We start from the raw sequence: 25,125 nt of genomic DNA on the forward strand, positions 1-25,125 counted from the left end.
CGCATCAATCCGTTGATCCCCGAATGAACGCGCCGACACCCAGCCGGCGCTTGAAGGAGAGAGCATGGCCGCCGATCGCTTCGACTCCGTCGTCAGCCTCGCCAAACGGCGCGGCTTCGTCTTCCCGTCGAGCGAGATCTACGGTGGAACGCGGTCGGCGTACGACTACGGCCCACTGGGCGTGGAGCTGAAGGAGAACGTCCGCCGGCAGTGGTGGCGGGCGATGGTCCAGCAACGCGACGACGTGGTGGGCCTCGACTCGGCCATCGTGCTCGCCCGCCAGGTGTGGGTCGCCTCCGGTCACGTCGAGGAGTTCACCGACCCGCTCACCGAGTGCCAGTCGTGCCACAAGCGGTTCCGCGCCGACCACCTCGAGGAGGCGTACGCCGAGAAGCACGACGGCGCCACGGTGCCGTTGAGCGAGCTGAACTGCCCCAACTGCGGCAACAAGGGCACCTTCACCGAGCCCAAGCAGTTCAACGGCCTGATGAAGACCTACCTCGGCCCCGTCGACAACGAGGAGGGCCTGCACTACCTGCGGCCCGAGACGGCGCAGGGCATCTTCGTCAACTACAACAACGTCGCGGTCGCCGCGCGCAAGAAGCCGCCGTTCGGCATCGCTCAGGTGGGCAAGAGCTTCCGCAACGAGATCACGCCCGGGAACTTCATCTTCCGCACGCGCGAGTTCGAGCAGATGGAGATGGAGTTCTTCGTCGAGCCCGGCACCGACGAGAAGTGGCACGAGTACTGGCTCACCGAGCGCTGGAACTGGTACGTCGACCTCGGCATCCCCGAGTCGGAGATGCGCTTCTACGAGCACCCCAAGGAGAAGCTCTCCCACTACTCGAAGCGCACCGTCGACATCGAGTACCGGTTCCAGACCGGCGGCAGCGAGTTCGGTGAGCTCGAGGGCATCGCGAACCGCACCGACTTCGACCTCACCACGCACGGCAAGCACTCCGGTGTCGACCTGAGCTACTTCGACCAGGACAAGCAGGAGCGCTGGGTGCCCTACGTGGTGGAGCCGGCGGCCGGTCTCACCCGGGCCACGCTGGCGTTCCTGCTGCAGGCCTACGACGAGGACAGCGCGCCCAACACCAAGGGCGGCGTCGACAAGCGCACCGTGCTGCGCTTCGACCCGCGGCTGGCGCCGGTGAAGGTCGCCGTGCTCCCGCTGTCGCGCAACCCGGAGCTGTCGCCGAAGGCGAAGGAGCTGGCGAAGAACCTGCGCCTGCGCTGGAACACCGACTTCGACGACGCCGGCGCGATCGGCCGCCGGTACCGGCGGCAGGACGAGATCGGCACCCCGTACTGCATCACGGTCGACTTCGACACGTTGCAGGACAACGCCGTGACGGTTCGCGACCGCGACTCGATGAAGCAGGAGCGGATCTCGCTCGACCAGGTGGAGAAGTTCCTGCTGGAGCGCCTTCCGCCCTGTTGAGTTTCACGGCTTGAGAGCATGGGTAACGAGGACCTCCACATCGATTGATGTGGAGGTCCCGCCGTGTCCGTCCTCGATCGGTTCCCCACCAAGCACATTCCACCCGTGACCACCCGGGACGTGCCCGACCCTCCGCGCTCGCTGTGGCGGGTCATCGGGCCGGGTGTGGTCGGCGCCGGTGTCGGCCTGGCATCCGGGGAGTTCGTCCTCTGGCCCTACATCGCCTCCCAGGTGGGGCTGGTGTTCCTGTGGGCGGCCCTCGTCGGCATCGTCACGCAGTGGTTCATCAACATGGAGATCGAGCGGTACACGCTGGCCACCGGCGAGACCGCGCTGACCGGGTTCTCCCGGTTCTGGCGGCACTGGGGCCTGGTGTTCGCCGTCATGATCTACTTCGCGAACCTGTGGCCCGGCTGGGTGACCAGCTCGGCGACGATGGTCACCTACCTGTTCGGCGGCGACGTCACCTGGATCGCGATCGGCATGCTGCTGGTCGTCGGTGTCACGCTGACGCTGGCACCGGTGGTCTACACCGCGCTGGAGCGGGTCGAGTTCGTCAAGGTCGGGCTCGTGCTGCTGTTCATCGTCGTGGCGGTCGTGTTCGCGATCTCCGCGGAGGCGTGGGGCGAACTGCCGTCCACCGTCACGGCGCCCGAGTTCCCGGGTGAGGAGCTGGGCTTCGCGTTGATGCTCTCGGCGCTGGCGTTCGCCGGCGCGGGTGGCGGCCAGAACCTGTGCCAGAGCAACTGGATCCGTGACAAGGGCTACGGGCTCGGCGCGTACGTGCCCCGGCTGGTGTCGCCGCTGACCGGCAAGGAGGAGGCGGCACCCGCGTCGGCCGGTTTCATCTTCGAGCCCACCGACGACAACCTCAGCCGGTGGCGCCGCTGGTGGAAGATCGCCAACATCGAGCAGGCCGTGACGTTCGCGGCGATCTCGTTCATCACGATCGTGTTCATGTCGATGCTCGCCTACTCGACGGTGTTCGGGCAGGAAGGGCTCGCGAACAGCGTCGCGTTCCTCAAGGCCGAGGGCGAGGCGCTGAAGAACACGGTGGGTCCGTGGTTCGGGACGCTGTTCTGGGTGATCGGCGCGCTGTCGCTGTTCGCCGCGGCGATGGGCATCGTCGACTACACCAGCCGGGTGGCGGCCGACGTGCTGAAGGTCTGTTACCTGCGGCAGTTCTCCGAGAGCAAGATCTATTTTGGACTGGTGTGGGGCCTGGTCCTCATCGGCTGCGCGATCCTGCTGCTCGGCTTCGACCAGCCGCTGACGCTGCTGGTGATCTCGGCCTGTGTCGGCGGCATGATGATGTTCGTCTATTCGATCCTGCTTCTTGTGCTGAACCGCAAGGTGCTGCCCCCGCAGATCCGGATCCGCTCGTACCGCGTCGCCGCGCTGGTGTGGGCGGTGCTGCTGTTCGGCGTGTTCTCGGTGCTGACGCTGTGGCAGCAGGTGCCGAAACTGTTCGAGTAAGTTGGGGCCCATGCGCATCGGGCCCTTCGAGGTGACGCCACCGGTGGTGCTCGCCCCCATGGCGGGCATCACCAACGTGGCGTTCCGCAAGCTCTGCCGGGAGCAGGGTGCGGGGGTCTACGTCTGCGAGATGGTCACCACCCGCGGCATCGTCGAGCGGAACCCGAAGACGCTGCGCATGATCGCCTTCGACGAGGACGAGCACCCGCGCAGCCTGCAGGTCTACGGCGTCGACCCGAACGTGGTCGGCCGGGCCGTCGGCATGGTCGCCGACCAGGGTCTGGCCGACCACATCGACATCAACTTCGGCTGCCCGGTGCCGAAGGTGACCCGGCGGGGCGGCGGTGCCGCGCTGCCCTGGCGGCACAACCTGTTCGGTCGCATCGTGCGCGCGGCGGTGGACGCCGCCGCGCCGTCGGGTGTCCCGGTGACCATCAAGATGCGCATGGGCATCGACGAGGACCACCTGACCTACCGGCAGGCGGGGCTGATCGCGCAGGAGGCCGGCGTCAAGGCCGTCGCGCTGCACGCCCGCACCGCTGCCCAGCGTTACTCCGGCACCGCCCACTGGGACGCGATCGCCGACCTGGTGTCGGTGCTCGACGTGCCGGTGCTGGGCAACGGCGACATCTGGGAGGCCGACGACGCGCTGCGGATGGTCGCCGAGACCGGCTGCGCCGGCGTGGTCGTCGGCCGCGGCTGCCTCGGGCGTCCCTGGTTGTTCGCCGACCTGGCGGCCGCGTTCGGCGGCTCGTCCCATCGCGTGATGCCGACGCTGGGCGAGGTGGCGGTCGTGATGCGGCGGCACGCGACGCTGCTCGTCGAGTGGGCGGCCACCGAGATCGACCCGCGCGGGAAGATCTCGACCGAGCACCACGGCTGCGCCGACTTCCGCAAGCACGTCGCCTGGTACCTGAAGGGCTTCCCGGTGGGTGGCGAGCTGCGTCGCCGGCTGGCGATGATCTCGTCCCTCGCCGAGCTCGACGACCTGCTGGGCAAGCTCGACCCGGACGTACCGTTCCCCGAGAGCGAACTGGGCCACCCGCGTGGCCGCACCAACTCCCCGGGCAAGGTCGCGCTTCCGGAGGGCTGGCTCCAGGACCCGGCCAACCCGGACGTCCCGGCCGGCGCCGAGCTGGAGCACAGCGGCGGCTGACCCATCTCTTTCCCCGCCGATCTTGCACTCGTGGCCGCCCTGATGTCGTGCTTTATGTGGATTTAGCGGGGGCTACGACTGCAAGATCGGCGGGGTGGGTGGTGGGGAGTGGGCGGGCGGGGTTAACTCGGGGCATGTGTCGGAACATTCGGGTGCTTCACAACTTCGAGCCGCCGGCCACCGAAGACGAGGTGGAGGCGGCGGCCCTGCAGTACGTGCGGAAGGTCAGCGGGACGACCAAGCCGTCCGCCGCGAACCAGGAGGCGTTCGACGAGGCGGTACGGGCCGTCACCGAGGCGACCCGGGTGCTGCTGGAGAGCCTCACCACCAAGGCGCCGCCCCGTGACCGGGAGGTGGAGGCGGCCAAGGCCAAGGCCCGCGCGGCCGAGCGCTACGGCGTCCGCGCGTAACCCCCGTGGCCCGGTGGACCTGCCCCGCGTGTGACCGCGAGTTCGACCGGACCCGCCAGTCGCACGTGTGCGTGCCGGGGTGCACGATCGACGACACGTTCCGGGGCCGCGAGTGGCAGCGTCCCATCTGCGACGAGATCGTGGGCTTTGTCGCCGGCCTCGGCCCGGTTCATGTCGATGCGGTCGGGGTCGGTGTGTTTCTCAAGCGGCAGCGGAAGCTCGCCGAGATCCGGCCGAAGGTGCGGGCGTTGTCGATCTGGGTGTGGCGGCCCGGCCTGTCCGGCGACCGGGCGTGGCAGAAGCGGAACCTCACCGACAGAACGGATGTCGACGACCAGCTGCGGGACTGGCTGACCGAGTCCTACGACGCCGCCGGGTAGCGGGGACCGCCGGAGGGTAGGAACCTGGATACCCACCCTCCCTCCTCCCCCGGAGGTGCCCGCCATGACCGCATCCACGTTCGTCTACGACTTCGCCGACGGTAACCGGGACATGAAGGACCTGCTCGGCGGCAAGGGCGCGAACCTCGCCGAGATGAGCAACCTCGGCCTGCCCGTGCCACCCGGGTTCACCATCACCACCGAGGCCTGCCGGCACCACCTCACCACCGGTGACGTGCCGCCGGAGCTGGCCGGCGAGGTCGACAGCCACCTGGAGGCGCTCGAAGGGGCGATGGGCAAGCGGCTCGGCGACCCGGCCGACCCGCTGCTGGTGTCGGTGCGGTCGGGTGCGGCGTTCTCGATGCCGGGCATGATGGAGACCGTCCTCAACGTCGGGCTGTCCGACGCGAGCGTCACCGGGCTCGCCGAGCGCACCGGCAACGAGCGGTTCGCCTGGGACTCCTACCGCCGGCTCATCCAGATGTTCGGCCGCACCGTCTGCGACGTGCCGGGCGATGCCTTCGAGGACGCGCTCGACGCCGCCCGCCGGGCCAGGGGCGTCGAACACGACACCGGTCTCGACGCGGCCGCGCTCAAGGAGCTCGTCGGCACGTTCAAGGAGATCTTCGCGAAGCACGCCGGCCGCGACTTCCCGCAGGACCCGCGCGAGCAGCTGGAGCTGGCCACCCGCGCGGTCTTCGACTCGTGGAACGCCGACCGCGCCGTGCTGTACCGGCGCCAGGAGCGGATCCCGGCCGACGCGGGCACCGCGGTGAACGTGGTGGCGATGGTGTTCGGCAACATGGGCGACGACTCGGGGACCGGCGTGGCGTTCACGCGCGACCCCGGCACCGGCGCGCAGGGCATCTACGGCGACTACCTGCAGAACGCGCAGGGCGAGGACGTGGTCGCCGGCATCCGCAACACGGTGCCGCTCGGCGACCTCGAACGCATCGACAAGGCCGTGTACGACGAGCTGCTGCGCACGATGTCCACATTGGAGGACCACTACCGCGACCTGTGCGACATCGAGTTCACCGTCGAGCGGGGCAAGCTGTGGATGCTGCAGACCCGCGTCGGCAAGCGCACGGCGGCGGCCGCGTTCACGATCGCCACGCAGCTGCTCGACGAGGGGGTCATCGACCTCGACGAGGCGCTGCGCCGGGTCTCCGGAGCCCAGCTGGGGCAGCTCATGTTCCCGACGTTCGCCACGACCGAGGAGAAGCCCGTGGCGCGCGGGGTCGCGGCGTCGCCGGGCGCGGCCGTGGGCAAGGCCGTGTTCGACTCGGCCCGCGCGGCGGAACTCGGCGCGGCGGGCGAGAACGTGATCCTGGTGCGCCGGGAGACCAACCCCGACGACCTGCCCGGCATGATCGCGGCGCGGGGCGTGCTCACCAGCCGCGGTGGCAAGACCTCGCACGCCGCGGTGGTGGCCCGGGGCATGGGCAAGACGTGCGTGTGCGGCGCCGACAGGCTCGACGTCGACGTCCACAATCGACAGTTCACAGTGGACGGTCAGACGGTGAACGAGGGCGACGTCGTGTCGATCGACGGCAGCACCGGCGACGTGTACCTCGGCGAGGTTCCGGTCGAGCCGTCGCTCGTGGTCCGGTACTTCGAGGGCGAGGTCGAACCCGACAGCGAACCGCTGGTCCGCGCGGTCCATACGCTTCTGACCCACGCCGACGGGAAGCGGACGCTGAACGTGCGCACGAACGCCGACACCGGCGCCGACGCCGCGCGGGCGCGGCGCTTCGGTGCCGAGGGGATCGGCCTGTGCCGCACCGAGCACATGTTCCTCGGCGAGCGCCGGCCGATGGTCGAGCGGCTGATCCTCGCCACCGACGACGCCGAGCGGCAGGCCGCGCTCGACGAGCTGCGACCGTTGCAGCGCAAGGACTTCGCGTCGCTGCTGCGGGAGATGAGCGGGCTGCCGGTGACGATCCGGCTGATCGACCCGCCGCTGCACGAGTTCCTACCGTCCCTTGTGGACCTGGAGGTGTTGGTGGCCATCGCGAAGGAGCGGGGCGAGGACCCCGGCCGCGACGGTGACCTGCTCACGGCGGTGCGCCGCATGCACGAGGAGAACCCGATGCTGGGGCTGCGCGGCGTGCGGCTCGGCCTCGTCGTACCGGGCCTGTTCGACATGCAGGTGCGCGCCGTGGCCGAGGCGGCGCGCGAGGTGCGGGAGGCCGGCGGCGACCCGCGTCCCGAGATCATGGTGCCGCTCGTCGGCGCCGTGCAGGAGCTGGAGACCGTGAAGGCCGCCGCCACCGCCGTGATCGCCGACGTCGACCCGGGCGTCGACGTGATGATCGGCACGATGATCGAGCTGCCGCGGGCGGCCCTCACCGCCGGCCAGATCGCCGGCGCCGCCGAGTTCTTCTCGTTCGGCACCAACGACCTGACCCAGCTCGGCTGGGGCTTCTCCCGCGACGACGTGGAGAGCTCGTTCTTCACCCGCTACCTCGAGCTCGGCATCTTCGGCGTCTCGCCGTTCGAGTCCATCGACACCGAGGGGGTGGGCCGGCTGATCCGCATCGCCGTCGCCGAGGGCCGGGAGGCGCGCGCCGACCTGAAGGTGGGGGTCTGCGGCGAGCACGGCGGCGACCCGGAGTCGGTGCACTTCTTCGCCGACGTCGGCCTGGACTACGTTTCGTGTTCGCCGTTCCGGGTACCCGTGGCCCGCCTGGAGGCGGGTCGGGCAGCTGTCGGGGGGAGTGCGTCCGCCACATCCTGAGTAGGATTCCTTCACCTTTCGCAGAGGGGGCCTGATGGGTAGTCGGTGGCTCGGCCTCGTCGTTGACTCGCGTGACCCCGCCCGGCTGGCCCGCTGGTGGGCCGAGGTGCTCGGGTACCGCGTGACGTTCGAGGATCCCGGTCTGGTCGCGATCGCGGGCGACGACAAGACCCATCCCGGCATCTCGTTCGTGCCGGTGCCCGAGGCGAAGGCCGGCAAGAACCGGCTGCACCTCGACCTCGAGCCCGACGACCAGCCGGCCGAGATCGAGCGGCTGGTCGACATGGGCGCCCGGCACGTCGACGTCGGCCAGCCGGCCCGGCGCGGGTGGACCGTCCTGGCCGACCCGGAGGGCAACGAGTTCTGCGTCCTGCGGGCGAACCGCCCGTGAGCGTCGGTTCCGCGGACAGCTCCGCGGAGGAGATCCTCCGGCGCGAGCCGGCCGGCGGCGCGCCGCCGGCCGACGACAGCGGTCCGCCCGGGCAGGTCGGGTTCGGCCAGGTCTACCGGTGGGCGGTGGCGGCGGCGCTCGGCGTGCTCACGGTCGTGCTGGCGGCGTACTCGCTGTACGTGGTGCGCAGCGTGCTGATCCTGGTGGTCATCGCGCTGTTCATCGCGGTCGGGCTCGATCCGGCGGTGCGGTGGCTGGTGCGGCACGGGCTGCGCCGGGGGCCCGCCGTCGGCATCATCTTCCTCGGCACCTTCACGCTGCTCGCCGCGTTCCTGGCGGCCGTGACCCCGCCGCTGCTGCGCGAGGGCGGCGAGCTGTTCGGCAACCTGCCCGGCTACGTCGAGCGGCTGCCCGAGCAGTCGGGCCTCTACCGCGACCTCGCCGAGCGCTACAACTTCACCGAGAAGCTCAGCCAGTACGCGGCGAACATTCCGCAGAGCATGGTCGGCAACGCGTGGGGCTTCGCCCGCCGGTTCCTCGGCGCGCTGGCGTCGGTGCTCACCGTCATCGTCTTCACGATCTACTTCATGGCCGACCTGCCGCGGCTGCGGCGCGGACTGGTGCGGCTGTTCCCGCGTCCGCGCCGGCCACAGGCGGCCGAGGTGGTCAACGTGGTGGTCGAGAAGGTCGGCGCGTACATGGCCGGCAACCTGATCATCTCGCTGGTCGCGGGCGTCACGGCGTTCGCGGTGCTCATGGTGCTGGGCGTGCCGTACGCGCTGCCGCTGGCCGTCGCGGTGGCGATCACCGACCTGATCCCGCTGGTGGGCGCCACGATCGGCGCGGTGCTGTGCACAGCGATCACGTTCTTCACCAGCGAGCTGTGGCCGGCCACGATCGTCGTGGCGGTGTTCTTCGTCGTGTACCAGCAGTTGGAGAACTACCTGCTGGTGCCGCGGGTCATGCGCAACACCGTCGACATCTCCTCGATCGCGGTGCTGCTGTCGGCCCTGATCGGCGCCACGGTGCTGGGCGTGATGGGCGCGCTGATGGCGATCCCGATCGCGGCGGCGGTCAAGGTGGTGCTCACGCCGTTGATCGAGCGGCACACGGAGGTCCCGGCGCCCGCGCTGCCGGCCCCGCGCGAACCCGACGCCGCTTCTCCGTAGCGGCGATACGCTGGCGCCTGTGATCGACAACGCGGCCCGCTTTGTCGACGAGCCGGTCAAGTACGCCGGCATCGGCACCGGCCGGTTCGAGCGGAGCCCCTACGAGCGCGACCGCGGCCGGGTGCTGCACTCTGCCGGCTTCCGCCGGCTGGCCACGAAGACCCAGGTGCACCCGGCCGGCGAGGACGGCTTCGTGCGTACCCGGCTGACGCACTCGCTCGAGGTCGCCCAGATCGCCCGGGAGCTGGGGGAGCGGCTGGGCTGCGACCCCGACGTCGTCGACACCGCCGGGCTGGCGCACGACCTCGGTCACCCCCCGTTCGGTCACAACGGCGAGGACGCGCTCGACGCGATGGCCCAGCCGTGCGGCGGCTTCGAGGGCAACGCGCAGACGCTGCGGGTCCTGACCCGGCTGGAGGCGAAGGTCTTCGACGCCGACGGCCGGTCGGTGGGCCTGAACCTGACCCGGGCCACGCTCGACGCCGTGTGCAAGTACCCGTGGTTCCGCACCTCCGGCACGCGCAAGTACGGGGTCTACGCCGACGACGCGCCGATCTTCTCGTGGCTGCGCGCCGGTGCCGCCGACCGGTGCCTGGAGGCGCAGGTCATGGACTGGTCCGACGACGTCGCGTACTCGGTGCACGACGTGGAGGACGGCATCCACGGCGGCTACGTCGACCTCGACCCGCTGCGCCGCGACGACGCCGAGCGGGCCGCCCTGTGCGCCGACGTGGCGGCGGTCTACTCCGGCGAGTCGGCCGGCGACCTCGCCGACGTGCTCGACCAGCTGCTCTCCGACCCCGTGTTCACCCCGCTCAGCGGCTACGACGGGAGCCACCGGGCGCAGGCGGCGCTCAAGCGGGTCACGAGCGTGCTGACCGGCCGGTTCGTGGTCGAGACGATCAAGGCGACCCGCGACCGGTACGGCCCGGACCCGGTGCGCCGCTACGACGCCGACCTCGTCGTACCCCGCCGGACCCGGGCGCAGGTGGCCCTGCTGAAGGGGATCGCGCTGCGGTACGTGATGCGCCGGCCGGAGGCGTCACCGTCCTACGCCCGTCAGCAGGACCTGCTCAAGGAGCTGGTGACCGTGCTGATCGAGCGGGCGCCGGACGAGCTCGACCCGGTGTTCGCGCCGCTCTGGCGCACCGCGTCCGACGACGCGGAGAAGCTGCGGGTCGTGATCGACCAGGTCGCGAGCCTCACCGACCCGGCGGCGGTCGCGTGGCACCGGCGCCTCTGCGTGGGTCTCATATAAACGACGCTCTATCCAGTGTGCTTTCGGCGACCGGAGCCGCACTGGGTAGAGCGTCGTTTATGTAAAGCCGAGGTGCGGGGCGGCCTCAGGTGCGGGCGCCGCCCACCACCGTCGGGTTCAGTGCCCAGGCCAGGGCGTAGTCGGCGACCTCTTCCCAGCCGGGCTGGCCGACCGTGAAGTGGGAGCGGCCGGGGAACTCGCGGTACGCGGTCAGCGCGCTCGACCGGCGGTACCTCCGGGCGTTCTCCCGGTTCACGGCCGCCGGGATGACGTGGTCCTCGCCACCGGCCATGAACAGCAGCGGGGCCCGGTTGTGGTTGGCGAAGTCGACCCGCAGCGGGGTCCTGCGGGCCAGGTTGGCGAACGCGCCCTGGAACAGCACGTTCGCCGCGGCCGGCACGTGGTAGCGGTCGTACGCGGCGCGGGACTCGGCCTTCGGCATCGTGTTGCAGAACGCGTACCGGAACTGGTCGGGGGTCAGCGGGACGGCCTTGCGGCGGTTCGCCGGGTTGCGCAGCACCGGCGCGGTGACCCGCAGCGTCGACAAGGGCAGCCGCCGCACGCCCCGCACCGTCGACGAGGCGATCGCCACCCCGGCCGCGCCGAGCCCCCGGTCGAGCAGGAGCTGCACGAACGTTCCCCCGAAGGAGTGACCGATGATCATCGGGGGCCGGTCGAGGTCACGGATGATCCGCTCGTAGTGGTCGACGATCATGGCGACGTCGAGCCTGGTGAGCGGCGAGGGGTCGGTCCGCAACGCGTCGACCTCGCCCTCGAGGCCGGGCCACGCCGGCGCGATGACGCGGTAGCCGGCTTCGGTGTACCGCTCGACCCAGTGCTCCCAGCTGCGCGGGGTCATCCACAGGCCATGGATGAGCACGATCGTGTCGGAGGTCGCGTCGGTCACGCTCGTAACTTACCGGCCAGCTGACGGTTCACCGGCGTGACGGTGCAGGATGTATCTCATGGCCGGGAAGATTCGTCACGAGGACATCACGCTGCTGCGCGAGCGGGTCTCCGTCGTCGACGTCATCTCCGACCACGTCACGCTCAAGTCGGCCGGCGGCGGCAACCTCAAGGGCCTCTGCCCGTTCCACGACGAGAAGACCCCGTCGTTCAACGTCAAGCCGTCACAGGGCGTGTACTACTGCTTCGGCTGCGCCAACGGCGGCGACGCGATCAAGTTCGTGATGGAGATCGACCACCTCACGTTCCCGGAGGCGGCGGAGCGGCTCGCCGCCCGCGCCGGCGTCGAGCTTCGGTACGAGGAGGCCGGTCCGGCGCCGGTCCGGCAGACCGGCCAGAAGCAGCGGCTGATCGCCGCGCACCGCGACGCGGCCGCGTTCTACGCCGAGCAGCTGCTCACCCCGGGGGCCCGGAAGGCGCGGGAGTTCCTCGCCCAGCGCGGCTTCGACCGGGCCGCGGCGGAGCGGTACGGCTGCGGGTTCGCGCCCGACGGCTGGGACCACCTCACGAAGCACCTGCGCAACCAGGGCTACACCGGCCAGGAGCTGGTCACGGCCGGCCTGTCGCGGGAGGCGCGCAGCGGCAGCCTCATCGACCGGTTCCGCCGCCGCCTGCTGTGGCCGATCAAGGAGATCAGCGGCGACGTCATCGGGTTCGGCGCCCGCAAGCTGTTCGACGAGGACGACGGCCCCAAGTACCTGAACACCCCCGAGACGCCGATCTACAAGAAGTCCCACGTGCTCTACGGCATCGACCTGGCCAAGCGGGAGATCGCCAAGCAGGGCCGGGCGGTGATCGTCGAGGGCTACACCGACGTGATGGCCTGCCACCTGGCCGGGGTGCCGGTGGCGGTGGCCACGTGCGGCACGGCGTTCGGCGGCGACCACATCCAGGTGCTGCGGCGGCTGCTGATGGACGTCGACGCCTACACGGGTGAGATCATCTTCACGTTCGACGGCGACGCCGCCGGTCAGAAGGCCGCGCTGCGGGCGTTCGAGGACGACCAGAAGTTCATGGCGCAGACCTACATCGCGGTCGGCCCCGACGGCATGGACCCGTGTGAGCTGCGGCTCGCGCGCGGTGACGCGGCCGTGCGCGACCTGGTCGCCCGGCGCGAGCCGATGATCGACTTCGCGATGCGCGCCAACGCCGCCCGGTTCGACCTCGACACCGTGCCCGGGCAGATCGGGGCGGCGCGCGCGGTCGCGCCGCTCGTCGGCCGGCTCAAGGACCGGTCGCTGCGCGACCAGTACGTCAACCGGATGGCCAACATGCTGGGCGTCGACGTCGACCTGGCCCGGCGCGAGGTGGCCGCGGCGGGGGAGGGTCCGAACCGGCCCGCGCCGGCCCAGCGCCAGGCCGTGCAGGCGGGCGGCGACGGCGCCGAGGCGGCGGTCGAGCGCGAGGCGCTCAAGCTGGCGCTGCAGGCCCCGGCGCTGGCCGGTCCGATGTTCGACCTGATCGGCCCGGAGGCCTACAGTCACCCGGTCCATGCCGTCGTGCGCCGGGCCATCGCGGAGGGTGGCGGCGCCGGCGGCGGCCTGGTCGGTGCCGTCTGGACCGAGAAGGTGCGCGACGCGTGCGGTGACCTCGCCGCGAAGGCGCTGGTGACGGAGCTGTCCGTGGAGTCGCTGCGGATCGACCACGACCCCGACCCGCGCTACGTCGAGGAGACGCTGATCCGGCTGCAGATTCCCGCGGTGAACCGCCGGATCCGCGAGATCAAGTCGAAGCTGCAGCGGCTCAACCCGGTGACGCAGCGGGAGGCGTATCTGACGCTCGCCGGGGAACTGTTCTCCCTGGAGCAGCAGGCGCGTGGGCTCCGTGAGCGTGCGGCGGGAGGGTTCTAGATGCGGTCGCTGTTCCGCCGCCGGCGGCTGCCCGACGGTGCGCGTCCGGCGCTCGACCGGGACGAGCGCATCCTCGCCTGGGGCGGCGCCGCCAACGACGCTGTGGTGATAGTCACAAACTACGGGCTGTGGCTGCCCGGCCTCTCCGGCTCGGCGCGGCTGGGCTGGCACGAGATCCACAAGGCCACGTGGTCGGGCCGGGCGCTGGTGGTGGTGCCCGCCCGCGAGGTGGCCAGCCACGGGACGTACACCGAGATGGCCGACGACGACACGGTGAGTGTCACGCTGCTCGATCCGGACAAGGTGCCGGACCAGGTCCGGGCCCGGGTGACGAAATCCGTCGCGTACACCAGCCACCACGCGCTGCCGGGTGGCGGCGTGCGGGTGGTCGCGCGGCGCGTCCCCGGGCGGGACGGCCTCCGGTGGACCGTGCGCTACGACCCGGGCACGCCGTCCGCGCCCGACGCCGCGGCCGACCTGGTGGCCGCCGCCAGCGCCGCGATAACGGGTGGCCAGACCGTCGCACCCCCGGGTTAGGGTCGCCGGGTGGCCGAGACGCAGTCAGCGGAGAAGCACGCGCCGATGATCACCGCCAAGGGGCTGGTGAAGCGGTTCGGTGCCTTTACCGCGGTCGATGGCATCGACGTCGAGGTGCGGGCCGGCGAGGCGTTCGGCTTCCTCGGGCCCAACGGCGCCGGCAAGTCGTCCACGATGCGCATGATCGGCTGCGTGTCGCCGCCCACCGCCGGCTCGCTGCGCATCCTGGGCATGGACCCGGTGCGCGAGGGTCCGGCGATCCGGGCGCGGCTCGGGGTGTGCCCCCAGCAGGACTCGCTCGACCTCGAGCTCACGGTGCTCGAGAACCTCACCGTCTACGCGCGGTACTTCGGCATCCCGCGCCGCGAGGCCCGCGACCGCGCCCGCGAACTGCTCGACTTCGTGCAGCTGAGCGAGCGGGCCAACGACACCACCGAGCCGCTGTCGGGCGGCATGAAGCGCCGGCTCACCATCGCCCGCGCGCTCATCAACGACCCCGAGATCGTGCTGCTCGACGAGCCGACCACCGGGCTCGACCCGCAGGCGCGTCACCTGGTGTGGGACCGCCTGTTCCGGCTGAAACAGCGCGGGGTGACGCTCGTGCTCACCACCCACTACATGGACGAGGCCGAGCAGCTCTGCGACCGGCTGGTCGTGATGGACGGCGGCCGCATCGTCGCCGAGGACTCGCCGCGGGCGCTCATCGAGGAGCACTCCACCCGCGAGGTGGTCGAGCTGCGGTTCGGCCTCGACCCCCTGGAGCCGATCGCCGAGAAGCTCGACGGCATCGGCGAGCGCGTCGAGGTGCTCCCCGACCGCATCCTCCTCTACGCGCCCGACGGCGACGAGGCGGGCGCCGCGGTCACCAACCGGAAGCTGCACCCGTCGAGCGTGCTCGTGCGGCGCAGCACGCTGGAGGACGTGTTCCTGCACCTCACCGGACGGACGCTGGTCGATTGAGCATGTTGCATCCGTCGATCGCCGTCCTGGAGTACAACCTCGCCACCTACCGCCGGGTGTGGCGGGCGTCGGTGCTCTCGTCGTTCGCGCTGCCGCTGCTGTTCCTGCTCGGCATGGGCGTCTCGGTCGGCTCGTACGTCGACGCGCGCGGCGCGCTGGGCACCGACTACCTCGACTTCATCGCACCGGGTCTGCTGATGTCCACCGCGTTGCAGGTGGCGGTCGGCGAGTCCACCTGGCCCGTGTACGGCAGCTTCTCGTGGACGCGCGTCTACCACTCGATGCTCGCCACCCCGTTGCGCGTCCGCGACATCCTCGCCGGCAGCCTGTCGTTCGTGCTCGTGCGGGTGCTGCTGGCGAGCGTCGGCTTCCTCGTGGTGATGCTCGTCTTCGGTGCCGTGCACTCGTGGCGGGCGGTGGTGGCGCTGCCGGTGTGCGTCGTGCTGGGGCTCGCGATCGCGGCGCCGTGCTTCGCGTACGCGGCGTCGGTCAAGGCCGACGGCATGTTCGCGGTGCTGCTGCGGTTCGGCGTCATCCCGATGACGTTGTTCGCCGGCGTGTTCTTCCCGGTCGACTCGCTGCCCGACGTGCCGCGGTGGCTGGCGTACGCGTCGCCGCTGTGGCACGGCGTCGAGCTGGGCCGGGCGTCGACGCTGGGCATCGACACCGAGTGGGGCTGGCCGGTGCACCTCGGGTACCTGGTGCTGTGGTGCGTGGGCGGGTTCCTGCTGGCCCTGCACCGGTTCACCCGGAAGCTGTCGGACTGATGCTGAGTCGCGGGGGAGGGTCGCGATGGTGAGCACGCTCGCGTTGCCGACGGTGGCGAGGCGCGTCGAGCGGCGCTGGGCCAACTCGGTGGCGGTCGCGGGCCGCAACGCGACGGCCGCCCGGCACTTCGCCTACTGGTGGGTGCTGCTGTCGGGGTTCTTCGAGCCGCTGCTGTACCTGCTGTCGATCGGCATCGGGGTGGGTCAGCTCGTCGGCGACTTCCGGCTGGCCGACGGGCGCATCGTCACGTACCCGACGTTCGTGGCGCCGGCGATGCTCGCCGCGTCGGCGATGAACGGCGCGCTCGCGGAGAGCACCTTCAACTTCTTCGGGAAGATGAAGTACATGAAGGTCTACGACGCGGTGATCGCCACCCCGGTGACACCCGTCGAGATCGCGGTCGGCGAGCTGATGTGGGCGATGCTTCGCGGCGCCGTCTACTCGGCGGCGTTCCTCGGCATCATGGTCTGGATGGACCTCACCACCGCGGGGTGGGCCCTCGCCGCGTTCCCGGCGACGATGGTGGTCGGGTTCGCGTTCGGCGCGGTCGGCATGATGCTGTCGACGTTCGTGCGCAGCTGGCAGGACTTCGACTACGTGATGGTGGCGCAGTTCGCGCTGTTCCTGTTCTCCGGCACGTTCGCGCCGGTCGACTCGTTCCCCATGGTGATGCGGGTACTGGTCGAGCTCACCCCGCTGTACCACGGCGTCGAGGTGGTGCGGGCGCTCACCACCGGGGTACTGGACTGGACGCTCGCGTGGCACCTCGCGTACCTCGTGGCGCTCACGGTGCTGTGCCTGCGGGTCGCCGGCCGGCGGATGAACAACCTGCTCTGCAAGTGAGCCGCGCCGGGCGGGCGCTGCGGCACGTCGCCGCGCTGTCGTCCGGTCCGCCGGTCGACCGCACCCTGCGGATCACCCTGAACCTGCATCCGGACCGCGACGGGATCCTGGCGAAGCTCGGCGCCGGCGGGGTCTACCTGTCGCAGTTCGCCACCGGCACGAGCAACGGCGGGCTCACCGCGTATCCCGGCGGCGACCGCTGGCGCTGGGAGAGCCGCATGTTCGGTGGCGCCTACGACGACGCGCCGGCGCCGGAGCGACCGGTGTACGGCGCGCTGAACCTGCGGCGGAAGGCGGTCGGCGCGGCACCGCGGTTCGGGTCGGCGCACCTGCGTCTCACCGCCGGCTGCCTCGACCGGGCAACGTTCTGCTACCCCGACAGCTTCCTCGAACCCACCGACTTCGGGATCGCCGCGCACCTGCGGCTCGCCGACCTCGCCGCCACCTGGGACGGCGACCCGCTCGACGGCTACGTCGAGGCACACGTGCACGGCCCGGTACGGCTCGACCGCGACGTCGAGGCGATCGTGCTGGACCCGAGCCACCGCTCGACGGAGGTGGCCGCCGCCGCGGCGCGGCTGCCCTGCGCGGTGGAGTGGCACCGGGGGTTCCGGCTGTCGGTCGACGAGCTGCGCCGGCACCCGGAGTACCGCGGGCCCGAGTTCGTGGCGCTGGGCGTCGAGATCGCCGTCGACGGCGTCCTCGACCCGGCGGTGATCGGCGCGGCGGCGGCGACCGGACGCTACGACCCCCAGGCCCTCAAGCGGGTCTGGCACCATGTGGCGCACTTCGGCTGTCCCGTTGACGACTGACGGCCGGACCGCCCGCTGACACTGGCTACGTTCGACCGATGACAATGATCCGTCGTCTCATCCTGGTGCTGGCGGGCGTCGCCGGCCTCGTCGCGGTCGCCGCCGGTCCGGCGGCCGCCGGCACCAGCTTCAACCACACCGAACCGTCCCTCTGAACCGGTGCCCGGCTGGAGCCTGATCCGCGCGCGGCAGGGCCACCAGCGGGCGTTGCGGCTGTGGCGGGCCGGGCGACCGGCCCGCGCGCAGTCCGTGATGGAGCGCGCGGTCGCGCGCTACCGGCCCGGCGACGAACGGGCCGCGGCCCTCGGGGCGCTGGGTGAGATGCAGGCGGCGCGGGGCCGTTACCGCGACGCGGAGGAGACCCTGCGGCGGGCCGGCGCGCCCGTGCGGCTCGGCGACGTGCAACGGCGACGGGGCCGCTACGCGGAGGCCGAGCGGACCCTGCGGGCTGCGGTCGACTCGGCCGACGCGCGCAACGCGCTCGGCGTCCTCCTCAAGGACCTCGGCCGGTACGCCGAGGCCGCGACCTGTTACGCGGCGGCCCTCGCCGACGCCGGCGACGACCGCGACCTCCGCGCGAGCATCCACCACAACCTGGCCGGGCTCGCGTACGCCGAGGGCCGGTTGGCCGACGCGGAGGCGCCGGCCCGGGAAGCGGTCGCGGTGCGGGAGGCCACGCGCGGACCGGACGCCACCGAGGTGGCCGCCGACCGGGCCGTGCTCGCCACCGTGCTCATCGGCCTGCGGCGCCACGACGAGGCGGAGCGGCACGTGGTGGCTGCGCTCGACACCTGGATCCGCCGCCACGGCCCGGACCACCCCGAGGTGGCCGGCTGCCTGAACATCCTCGGCGTGCTGCGGTACCGGCAGGGCCGGGTGGACGAAGCCGTCCGGGTGCTCCGCGACGCCGAGCGGATCCGCACGACGGCGTTGGGGCCGGAGCATCCCGAGGTGGCGGTGGTGCGGAACAACCTCGCGGTGGCGCTGGCATCGGACGGGCCGACCGTCGACGGTCCGGCGGCGGCGAAGATACGTCGCTCGGCGAATGCGGCCCGACGGCGACCGTCCCTAGGGTGACGCCATGCGGGTTCTCATCGTCTCGGCACCGTTGATCGGGCACGTGTTCCCCCTCGTGCCGCTGGCTAGGGCGCTGATGGCCGCCGGGCACGAGGTGTGCGTCGCGACCGGTGCCGACGGGGGGCCGGGCCGGGACCCGCGGGGTGGCGCCCCTGTTCGCGTCGGTCAACGACCGGCTCGCCGACCCTGTTGTCGCGCTCGCGACGCGCTGGCGGCCCGACCTGGTGCTGTACGAGCCGTTGGCCGTGGCCGGAGCACTGGCTGCCGCGACGGTGGGCGTACCGGCCGTGCTGCACGAGAACACGTTGTACGACGGGCCGACGCTGGTGCGGGTCACCTCGGCCCGGATGGGCGCTGCGCTGCGCCGCCACGGCATCGCCGCCCTCCCGGCCGACGCCGCGACGATCGCGATCGCCCCGCCGAGCGTGGTGCCGGGACGGGCCGGCTGGCCGATGCGGCCGGTGCCGCACGCCGACGGCGACCTCGACCTGCCGGCGCCCGAACGGCCCCGCGTGGTGGTGAGCCGCAGCACGGTTCGGGCCTCGGGCGGCGGGCTGATGCCGGTCGTCGCCCGGGTGGCCGGCGCGGTCGACGCCGAGTTCGTGTTCCTCAACCCCGACAAGGGGACCCGGCTGCCGGCGAACGCGCGGGCGGTCACGTGGGCGCCGATGCCGGCACTGCTCGACACGAGCACCGCGGTGATCCACCACGGCGGGGCCGGCACCGCGATCGCGGGACTGTGCGCGGGGGTCCCGCAGCTGGTGGTCAACGGCACCGGCGACCGCCGCCACAACGCGTCCCTGATCGCCGCGCGCGGTGCCGGCCTCGCCACGGAGGAGCGCGACATCACGGCGGACCTGATCACCCGCCTGCTGACCGCCGCGGACCTGAGGACGGCCGCGGCCGAGGTCCGGGCGGAGGTCGCGGCGATGCCCGAGCCGTCGACGCTGGTGCCCCGGCTGGAGTCGCTGACGCGCTGAAGCGGCGGCCCCGCGGATGCGGGACCGCCGCTCGACCTCCCCAGGTTCTACGCGCTCGCCATCGTGAGCATCAGCGAGATCTGGTCGGACCTCGACTCCTTGATGCGCCGCGCGAGGTCCTTCGTCTCCGGGTTCGTGCCGGAGTCGGCGAGCTTGGTCAGCTCCACCGCGTTGTGCTGGTGGCCGATCAGGAGGTTGAGGAACTTCCTGTCGAAGTCGGCGCCCGCCGCCTGCTTCAGCTCGGCCAGCTGCGCCTCGCCCAGAGCGGGCAGCCCGCCGTGGTTGGCGTGCATGTTCGGGTCGTGGGCGGTCTCGGTGGGCTCGCTCCAGCCCTGCAGCCACGCCGTCATCACCTTGGCCTCCTCGCCCTGGGTGGAGTCCACCGCGGAGGCGAGGTTCCTGACGTCGTCCCGGGCGGAGTTCGTCGCGGCCAGCGCGGCCAGCTCGCGGCCCTGCTTGATGTGGACGATCATCATCTGCAGGAACATCACGTCGTCGCCGTTGTGCTCGGCGCTGGCCGCCGGCGCGGCGGTCGCCTCGCCGGCGGCGACCGGGGTGGCCTCCGGGCCGCCGGCCGCATCGTCCTGTGTGGACGATGAGCAGCCGGCGAACCCGGCGGAGCCGACCAAGAGCGCAGCCAGCAACGCGAACGCCGCCAAGTAGCGCTTGACCATCAGACCGGCAGCCACAGCGCGAGCGTGAACACCGACGGCTCCCACGAGCGGATCGACGTGTGCGCCTGGCGGCACTTGAACTTCTGGCCGTTGAAGGTCACGACGTCACCGACCTTGTAGGCGGTGCCCGGAGCCCAGCTTCCGTTGGGTTGCTGGGCTCCGGGCTGTTGGCCCCCGGGCGGAGGGGCCGGCACCGTCGCGGTGGGAGATCCACCGGGCGGTGCTGTCGTGGGTGACTTCGTGGGCGTCGGGTTCGCCGGCGGCGGGTTGCCGGTACCGGGACCCGTGCCGCCGATGTTCACGTCGACGCAGCTGTAGAACGCCATCGGGGTGTCGCCGATGTTCCACACCGCGAGCACGGTCTGGCGGCCCCGGAAGTTGCCGAGGTTCACCTTGTGGGTCACCACGGCCTCGGGCTGGGCGTTGTTTCCGTTGACGATCCCGACGCGGGTGTTGCCGATGAAGTACTCCCAGTTGCTGGTGCGGTGCCGGGCGGTGAACACCCAGGTGAACTCCAGCGAGCTGCCGACGTTGCGGGCCGGCCAGTTGCGGCTGTTGTCGCCGAGCGCCTTGAACGCGGCGATGCCGCCGTCGCAACTGCGGCCACCCTTGGGGGCCTCGACGCTCTGCGGCTCGAACTGGATGGCACCACAGTCGGGCACGGCCTTCGTGGCGCACAGCGCCTGGCGGCTGGGCGGAGCGGAGACGTAGCCGTGGGCGGAGGCGCCGGTCGCGGTGGCGAACACAGCGGCGGTGGCGGCGCCCAGGACCACCGACGGATAGACGAGAGCCTTCTTCCAGAACATGCGCCAGACGCTATGGAGCCCTTGCCTAAAGGGACCTTAACGATGCCGGTTAAACCCCTAAAAACAACGCGACCCGCGCCCCGCCCAGCGGCGAACGCCCGATCTCGAGCCGGCCGCCGGCGGCACGCGCCACCCGCTGGGCGATGTCGAGCCCGAGACCGGTGGACCCCGCGCCGCTCGCGCCACGGCGCACCGCCGCCTCCGGATCGCGGATGCCGGGACCGGCGTCGTCGACGATCATCCCGTGCTCGGAGACGGTCACCTGCAACGGCGTTCCCTCGGGCGTGTGCGCGAACACGTTGCCCAGCAACGCGTCGATCGCGAGGATCAGCTCGCCGCGGGGCACGTTCACGGGAACCGGGTGCTCGCCGCCGACGATGCGGGTGTGCCGTCCCTGGTCCTCGGCCAGCACCGACCAGAACGCCAGCCGGTCGGCGAGCGCCTCCACGAGGTCGGTCGACTGCGCGGTGCGCTTGCTCGCGGACAGGCGCGCACCGGTGATGATGGCCTCCAGCTCGGCGTCGAGCACGTCGAACGCCTGCCGCAGCCGGTCGGCGACGGGGCCCGGTGGCACGGCGTCGGCGTCGAGCCGCAGCGCCGTCAGGGGAGTGCGGAGCCGGTGCGACAGGTCGGCGGCGAGCTCGCGCTCGGCGTCCATGCGCTCGCGGAGGTTGTCGGCCATCGCGTTGAAGTTGCGGGCCGCGTCACGCAGTTCGGGTGGACCCTTCGGCTCGGCGCGCACGGTGAGGTCGCCGGCGCCGAAGCGGCGGGTGACGTCGGCGAGGTCGCGGGTGGCGTGCACGGTGCGGCTGCCGAGCCGGTCGGCGAACAGTGTCGAGCCGATGACCAGGGCCACGGCGAGGCCGGCGAGCGCCAGCCACGCCGGCCACACCCCGCGGTTGAGTTCGTCACCGGGAACGAACACCTCGATGACGGCCACGCGGCTGCCGTCGAGCACGCTCGGCTGCAGGTAGACCAGGCCGCTGGCACCGGTCCGCGTGAACGAGCGCCCGCCCCGCGCGGCCGCGACGTCGGCCGCGGCCGCGTGTGAGACGCCGATCGGATCCGCGCCGGGCAGGTGCACCGCGAGCCGGCCGGCGCCGCCCGCCGCCGTGCTGGCGACGGCCCGCGCGAGCAGTTCCGGGCGGCTGTCGACGGCGAGCGCGGTGACCATCGCGGCCGCCTGCTGGCGCGCGTCGCCGAGCGCGCGGTCGTGCGCCAGCTGCCGGGTGACGCCGGCCAGCGGCACCAGGAACGCCAGTGCCACCATCGCGGTGATGGCCACGGCCAACCGGTTGAGCGCCAGCCTCATTGCGGGTCCACCATCATCACGCCGACGCCGCGCACGGTGACGAGGAACCGTGGCTGGGCGGCGGTCTCGCCGAGTTTGCGGCGCAGCCACGAGATGTGGACGTCGATGGTCTGCTCCTCGCCGATGTGGGCCTGCTGCCACACCTGCGTCATCAGCTCGCGGCGCGAGACCACGCGGCCGGCCCGCTCGGCGAGGTACTGCAGGACGTCGAACTCCCGTCGCGTGAGCCGGAGCGGCTCACCGTCCAATGTGGCCTGTCGCTTGTGCGGCTGGATGGTCAGCGCGCCCACCCGGATCTCCCGCTGCTCCTGCTCGGGCGTCCGGTTGCGCCGGAGCACGGCGTTGACGCGCGCGAGGATGTGCCCGGCGGAGAACGGCTTGGTGACGTAGTCGTCGGCGCCGAGGTTGAGCAGCTTGATGATTTCGCCCTCGCCGCGGCGGGCGGTGGCCACGATGACCGGCACGTCGGACACGCTCCGCATCATGCGCAGCGCGTCGGCGCCGTCGATGTCGGGCAGCCCGAGGTCGAGGATCACCAGGTCCGGTCGGTCGTCATTGACCATCTTCAACGCGTCGGCGGCGGTGCCGGCGGCGCGCACCAGATGGCCCGCATCGGTGAGCGACCGCGCCAACGCCGCGGCGATGATGCGGTCGTCCTCGATCAGCAGGATCACGGCCATAGGGGTGCACGGTACTGTGTTTGACGGCGCCCGCCTGCGCGGGCGCGGGCCCGGGGCCTTGTCGGTGCCGGCTTCCCTCGTCGCTGCGGTCGCTTCGCTCCCTGCGCTCCTCAGTCCAGCCGGCACCGGCCCCGGGCCGGGTGGGGTGGTTCAATGGGCGGGTGCGGTCGCGGGTGGTGCTTCCTGTAGTCGGGTGGTGTGCGGCGACGTTGGCGAGTATCGCGCTGGCGTCGGTGGCGCTACTGCCCGTGCTGCGTACGGGAACGCCCAGTACCGAGACACCGGCTGGTGGCTTTGCGGTGGCACCGGTGGCCACCGTGGTGCCGGCGCCGACGTCGGCTCCGCCTGCGCCGTCGGCCACCGCGGGCAGCGCCTCGTCGTCGCGGGCGGTGGGGGGTCCGGGCAGGTCACCTAGCGCTCCGCCGTCGTCGCAGCAGGTCAGGGTGGTGGACGGGTGGACGGTCACTACGGGCGACGACGGCAGACCCGTGTACCTGCGGTCGTTCCGCGTCGACGGGGGACAGGCGGTCATCCGGATGACCGAGGGCAGCGTGCACCTGGTCACGGCGACCCCGAGCGCCGGGTACACCGTGACCACGACGCAGAACGAGCCGGGCAACCTGGCCGTGCAGTTCACCGAGCAGAACCACTACTTCGTGATCCACGCCCTGTGGCACAACAACGCGCCGTTCGCCCAGGTGAGTGAAGTCGGCTCCTGAAGGTACTTGCCTCCGGCGGCGCCCGGGATCATGCTCTCCGCATGGATTCGCGGACGCGGCGTGCCCGCGTGGCCGTCGCGATGGCGTTCTTCGCGCAGGGCTTCTGCTTCGCCGCGCTGCTGACCCAGACAAACGTCCTCAAGGACCGGTTCGGGTTCAGCGACGGCGAGCTGTCGCTGGTGCTGCTCGTGGTGCCGGTGGTGGCCGGCGTGGGCAGCGTACTCGCCGGCTACGCGGCCACCCGCGTGGGCAGCGGGCCCGTGCTGCGGGTCGGCGGGGTGCTGGTGGCGATCGCGGTCGCCGGCACCGGCGCGTCCACCGAGGTCCCCCAGCTGTTCGCGGCGCTCACCGCGCTGGGCGTCGGGCTCGGCGCCGTCGACGCGACGATGAACATGCAGGGATACGCGGTCGAGCGGCGGTACGCGCGTCCGGTGCTGTCGTCGCTGCACGGGGTATGGAGCGTCGGTGCGATGGCCGGCGCGCTCACCACCGCCGGCACCTCGGAGCTCGACTTCACGACGTTCCAGTCGCTGGGTACGGCGGCGGCGATCGGTGCCGCGATCGCGCTCTGCGCCGGTCCCCTGTTGTTGCGCCGCGCCGAGTTCGACACCGCACCCGCCGACACCGCACCGGCCATCGGCGGACCGGGGGACGCGCCGCTCGGTGCACCGGCCGCCGCACCGCTGCCGTGGGGACCCATCGTGCTCCTCGGTATCGCGATGATGGCGATGTACATCGCCGACTCCGCCACCTCGAACTGGTCGGCCGTGTTCCTCGACGACGTGCTCAGCGCGTCTCAAAGCGTTGCGGCCCTGGGCCTGTTCTTCTACCAGACCTTCATGGTGCTCGGGCGGGCCGTGAACGACCGGCTGGTGCGGCGGTACGGGCCGGTGCCCATCGTGCGCGTGGGCGCCTCGATCGGCGTCGTCGGGCTGCTCGTTGTCGCGGTGGCGCCGGTGCCGGCGGTGGCGCTGGCCGGATTCGCGTTGCAGGGCCTCGGATTGTGCGTCGTGGTCCCGTTGTCGTTCTCGGCCGCGGGCCGGCTCGACCCGGCCGACACCGGTGTGGCGATCGCCCGGGTGAACCTGTTCAACTACGCCGGGTTCGTCATCGGTGCCGGCCTGATCGGTGCGGTGGCGGAGCTGGCGAGCCTGCGGTTGGCGTTCGCGGTTCCGGCCGCGCTCACCCTCGTGATCGTGCTGCTCGCCCGGTCGTTCGCGGGCCGGCCGGCACCGCTGGTGGGTCAGCCGGCGTAGGCGGGCGCCCGACGCCGGCCCAGCACCGGCACCAGAACCGCCGCCACCGCCAGGTGGGCGAGCGCGAGGATCGTCTTCGTGCCGCCGGACGCGCCGACGCCGAGGACGGGCAGGAACGACGCCACCAGGACGACGCCGGCGACGACGGTCCAGATGCGGGCGGCGTGTGCCGTGAACCGGTCGAGGGCCGCGCGCAGCCCCCAGCCGAGCAGCGAGACCACGAGCGTCATCGCGGCGGCGAACGGAAGTGGGATCTCGCCCGGCGGCTGGCCGTTCCTCGGGTCGACGACCATGTCGATGTCGAGGATCGCGGCGACCATCCACAGGGCGACCGTGCTGAGAACCGCGCCGGCGATCGCGTAGAGAGGCTTCATGCCGGAGACGCTATTCGCTGCGCTACGAGACGAGCCATGGTCTGACGTCCTGGCTTCATACGTCATCGTCTCGATGGCGATACGATC

Annotated in this window: 25 protein-coding genes; 19 read left to right on the forward strand and 6 right to left on the reverse strand. The window is 71.7% G+C overall.

The window, feature by feature from the left end:
* The first annotated feature begins 64 nt into the window (after nucleotides 1-64).
* The 9 genes from Voc01_RS13405 to Voc01_RS13445 all read left to right on the forward strand — a co-directional run bounded on the left by Voc01_RS13405 (nucleotide 65) and on the right by Voc01_RS13445 (nucleotide 10,424).
* On the forward strand, nucleotides 65-1,444 hold the full coding sequence (locus Voc01_RS13405) for a glycine--tRNA ligase (protein WP_203927704.1): 1,380 nt from the start codon (nucleotides 65-67) through the stop codon (nucleotides 1,442-1,444).
* 105 nt (nucleotides 1,445-1,549) lie between these two features.
* Nucleotides 1,550-2,920, forward strand: coding sequence for an Nramp family divalent metal transporter (locus tag Voc01_RS13410; RefSeq protein WP_203927705.1), 1,371 nt, complete (start codon nucleotides 1,550-1,552; stop codon nucleotides 2,918-2,920).
* Between the two features lie 10 nt (nucleotides 2,921-2,930).
* Nucleotides 2,931-4,076 (forward strand): tRNA dihydrouridine synthase DusB, encoded by a 1,146-nt coding sequence (gene dusB, locus Voc01_RS13415; protein ID WP_203927706.1) that lies wholly within the window; start codon nucleotides 2,931-2,933, stop codon nucleotides 4,074-4,076.
* Between the two features lie 134 nt (nucleotides 4,077-4,210).
* Nucleotides 4,211-4,486: a DUF2277 domain-containing protein gene (locus Voc01_RS13420; protein ID WP_203927707.1), complete on the forward strand. Its 276-nt coding sequence runs from the start codon at nucleotides 4,211-4,213 to the stop codon at nucleotides 4,484-4,486.
* 5 nt (nucleotides 4,487-4,491) lie between these two features.
* Nucleotides 4,492-4,866 (forward strand): hypothetical protein, encoded by a 375-nt coding sequence (locus Voc01_RS13425; RefSeq protein WP_203927708.1) that lies wholly within the window; start codon nucleotides 4,492-4,494, stop codon nucleotides 4,864-4,866.
* A gap of 64 nt (nucleotides 4,867-4,930) precedes the next feature.
* Entirely contained in the window at nucleotides 4,931-7,606 is a 2,676-nt protein-coding gene (ppdK, locus tag Voc01_RS13430) for a pyruvate, phosphate dikinase (RefSeq protein ID WP_203927709.1), read from the forward strand.
* Nucleotides 7,607-7,640: 34 nt separating this feature from the next.
* Nucleotides 7,641-7,997 carry a VOC family protein gene (locus Voc01_RS13435; RefSeq protein ID WP_203927710.1) on the forward strand — a complete coding sequence of 119 codons (357 nt, stop codon included), beginning with the start codon at nucleotides 7,641-7,643 and terminating at the stop codon, nucleotides 7,995-7,997.
* The gene (locus Voc01_RS13440; protein ID WP_239160160.1) at nucleotides 7,994-9,166 is read left to right on the forward strand and encodes an AI-2E family transporter; all 1,173 of its coding nucleotides are present in this window, start codon (nucleotides 7,994-7,996) and stop codon (nucleotides 9,164-9,166) included. The genes Voc01_RS13435 and Voc01_RS13440 overlap by 4 nt, the downstream gene beginning before the upstream one ends.
* A 22-nt stretch (nucleotides 9,167-9,188) precedes the next feature.
* The gene (locus Voc01_RS13445) at nucleotides 9,189-10,424 is read left to right on the forward strand and encodes a deoxyguanosinetriphosphate triphosphohydrolase (protein WP_373873815.1); all 1,236 of its coding nucleotides are present in this window, start codon (nucleotides 9,189-9,191) and stop codon (nucleotides 10,422-10,424) included.
* 85 nt (nucleotides 10,425-10,509) lie between these two features.
* On the opposite strand, the gene Voc01_RS13450 is transcribed toward Voc01_RS13445, so the two are convergent.
* The gene (locus Voc01_RS13450; RefSeq protein ID WP_239160161.1) at nucleotides 10,510-11,331 is read right to left on the reverse strand and encodes an alpha/beta hydrolase; all 822 of its coding nucleotides are present in this window, start codon (nucleotides 11,329-11,331) and stop codon (nucleotides 10,510-10,512) included.
* A gap of 49 nt (nucleotides 11,332-11,380) precedes the next feature.
* Between Voc01_RS13450 and dnaG the strand changes: the two genes are divergently transcribed.
* From dnaG to Voc01_RS13490, 8 genes are all read left to right on the forward strand, one after another.
* On the forward strand, nucleotides 11,381-13,240 hold the full coding sequence (gene dnaG / locus Voc01_RS13455) for a DNA primase (protein ID WP_373873812.1): 1,860 nt from the start codon (nucleotides 11,381-11,383) through the stop codon (nucleotides 13,238-13,240).
* The gene (locus Voc01_RS13460; protein WP_203927712.1) at nucleotides 13,241-13,777 is read left to right on the forward strand and encodes a hypothetical protein; all 537 of its coding nucleotides are present in this window, start codon (nucleotides 13,241-13,243) and stop codon (nucleotides 13,775-13,777) included.
* Nucleotides 13,778-13,822: 45 nt separating this feature from the next.
* Nucleotides 13,823-14,737 (forward strand): ABC transporter ATP-binding protein, encoded by a 915-nt coding sequence (locus Voc01_RS13465; protein ID WP_203927779.1) that lies wholly within the window; start codon nucleotides 13,823-13,825, stop codon nucleotides 14,735-14,737.
* Nucleotides 14,738-14,739: 2 nt separating this feature from the next.
* Nucleotides 14,740-15,504 carry an ABC transporter permease gene (locus tag Voc01_RS13470; protein ID WP_203927780.1) on the forward strand — a complete coding sequence of 255 codons (765 nt, stop codon included), beginning with the start codon at nucleotides 14,740-14,742 and terminating at the stop codon, nucleotides 15,502-15,504.
* A gap of 28 nt (nucleotides 15,505-15,532) precedes the next feature.
* On the forward strand, nucleotides 15,533-16,348 hold the full coding sequence (locus Voc01_RS13475) for an ABC transporter permease (protein ID WP_373873816.1): 816 nt from the start codon (nucleotides 15,533-15,535) through the stop codon (nucleotides 16,346-16,348).
* On the forward strand, nucleotides 16,345-17,160 hold the full coding sequence (locus tag Voc01_RS13480) for a DUF3626 domain-containing protein (protein ID WP_373873813.1): 816 nt from the start codon (nucleotides 16,345-16,347) through the stop codon (nucleotides 17,158-17,160). Before Voc01_RS13475 ends, Voc01_RS13480 begins: the two co-directional genes overlap by 4 nt.
* A gap of 159 nt (nucleotides 17,161-17,319) precedes the next feature.
* Nucleotides 17,320-18,237, forward strand: a complete 918-nt coding sequence (locus Voc01_RS13485) for a tetratricopeptide repeat protein (RefSeq protein ID WP_203927714.1) — start codon at nucleotides 17,320-17,322, stop codon at nucleotides 18,235-18,237.
* A gap of 143 nt (nucleotides 18,238-18,380) precedes the next feature.
* A complete protein-coding gene (locus Voc01_RS13490; protein ID WP_203927715.1) occupies nucleotides 18,381-19,217 on the forward strand; it encodes a glycosyltransferase in 837 nt (278 codons plus the stop codon).
* Between the two features lie 47 nt (nucleotides 19,218-19,264).
* On the opposite strand, the gene Voc01_RS13495 is transcribed toward Voc01_RS13490, so the two are convergent.
* Genes Voc01_RS13495 through Voc01_RS13510 form a run of 4 tightly spaced genes read right to left on the reverse strand, consistent with a single transcriptional unit; the run spans nucleotide 19,265 to nucleotide 22,689 of the window.
* Nucleotides 19,265-19,906 carry a DUF305 domain-containing protein gene (locus tag Voc01_RS13495; protein ID WP_239160162.1) on the reverse strand — a complete coding sequence of 214 codons (642 nt, stop codon included), beginning with the start codon at nucleotides 19,904-19,906 and terminating at the stop codon, nucleotides 19,265-19,267.
* Nucleotides 19,891-20,697: a lytic polysaccharide monooxygenase gene (locus tag Voc01_RS13500; protein ID WP_203927716.1), complete on the reverse strand. Its 807-nt coding sequence runs from the start codon at nucleotides 20,695-20,697 to the stop codon at nucleotides 19,891-19,893. Before Voc01_RS13500 ends, Voc01_RS13495 begins: the two co-directional genes overlap by 16 nt.
* A 49-nt stretch (nucleotides 20,698-20,746) precedes the next feature.
* On the reverse strand, nucleotides 20,747-22,009 hold the full coding sequence (locus tag Voc01_RS13505; RefSeq protein WP_203927717.1) for a sensor histidine kinase: 1,263 nt from the start codon (nucleotides 22,007-22,009) through the stop codon (nucleotides 20,747-20,749).
* Nucleotides 22,006-22,689, reverse strand: a complete 684-nt coding sequence (locus Voc01_RS13510) for a response regulator transcription factor (protein ID WP_203927718.1) — start codon at nucleotides 22,687-22,689, stop codon at nucleotides 22,006-22,008. The genes Voc01_RS13505 and Voc01_RS13510 overlap by 4 nt, the downstream gene beginning before the upstream one ends.
* Before the next feature lie 161 nt (nucleotides 22,690-22,850).
* On the opposite strand from Voc01_RS13510, the gene Voc01_RS55065 reads away from it, so the two are divergent.
* Both Voc01_RS55065 and Voc01_RS13520 read left to right on the forward strand, forming a co-directional pair.
* On the forward strand, nucleotides 22,851-23,408 hold the full coding sequence (locus tag Voc01_RS55065; RefSeq protein ID WP_203927719.1) for a DNA mismatch repair protein MutL: 558 nt from the start codon (nucleotides 22,851-22,853) through the stop codon (nucleotides 23,406-23,408).
* A 41-nt stretch (nucleotides 23,409-23,449) separates the two neighbouring features.
* Nucleotides 23,450-24,664 (forward strand): MFS transporter, encoded by a 1,215-nt coding sequence (locus Voc01_RS13520; protein ID WP_203927720.1) that lies wholly within the window; start codon nucleotides 23,450-23,452, stop codon nucleotides 24,662-24,664.
* Here Voc01_RS13520 and Voc01_RS53005 read toward each other — a convergent pair.
* Nucleotides 24,652-25,038, reverse strand: a complete 387-nt coding sequence (locus Voc01_RS53005) for a DUF6069 family protein (protein ID WP_239160163.1) — start codon at nucleotides 25,036-25,038, stop codon at nucleotides 24,652-24,654. The genes Voc01_RS13520 and Voc01_RS53005 overlap by 13 nt on opposite strands.
* Nucleotides 25,039-25,125: the final 87 nt, after the last annotated feature.

Origin of the sequence: Virgisporangium ochraceum, assembly GCF_016863655.1 — a bacterium.
GTDB classification, from domain to species: domain Bacteria; phylum Actinomycetota; class Actinomycetes; order Mycobacteriales; family Micromonosporaceae; genus Virgisporangium; species Virgisporangium ochraceum.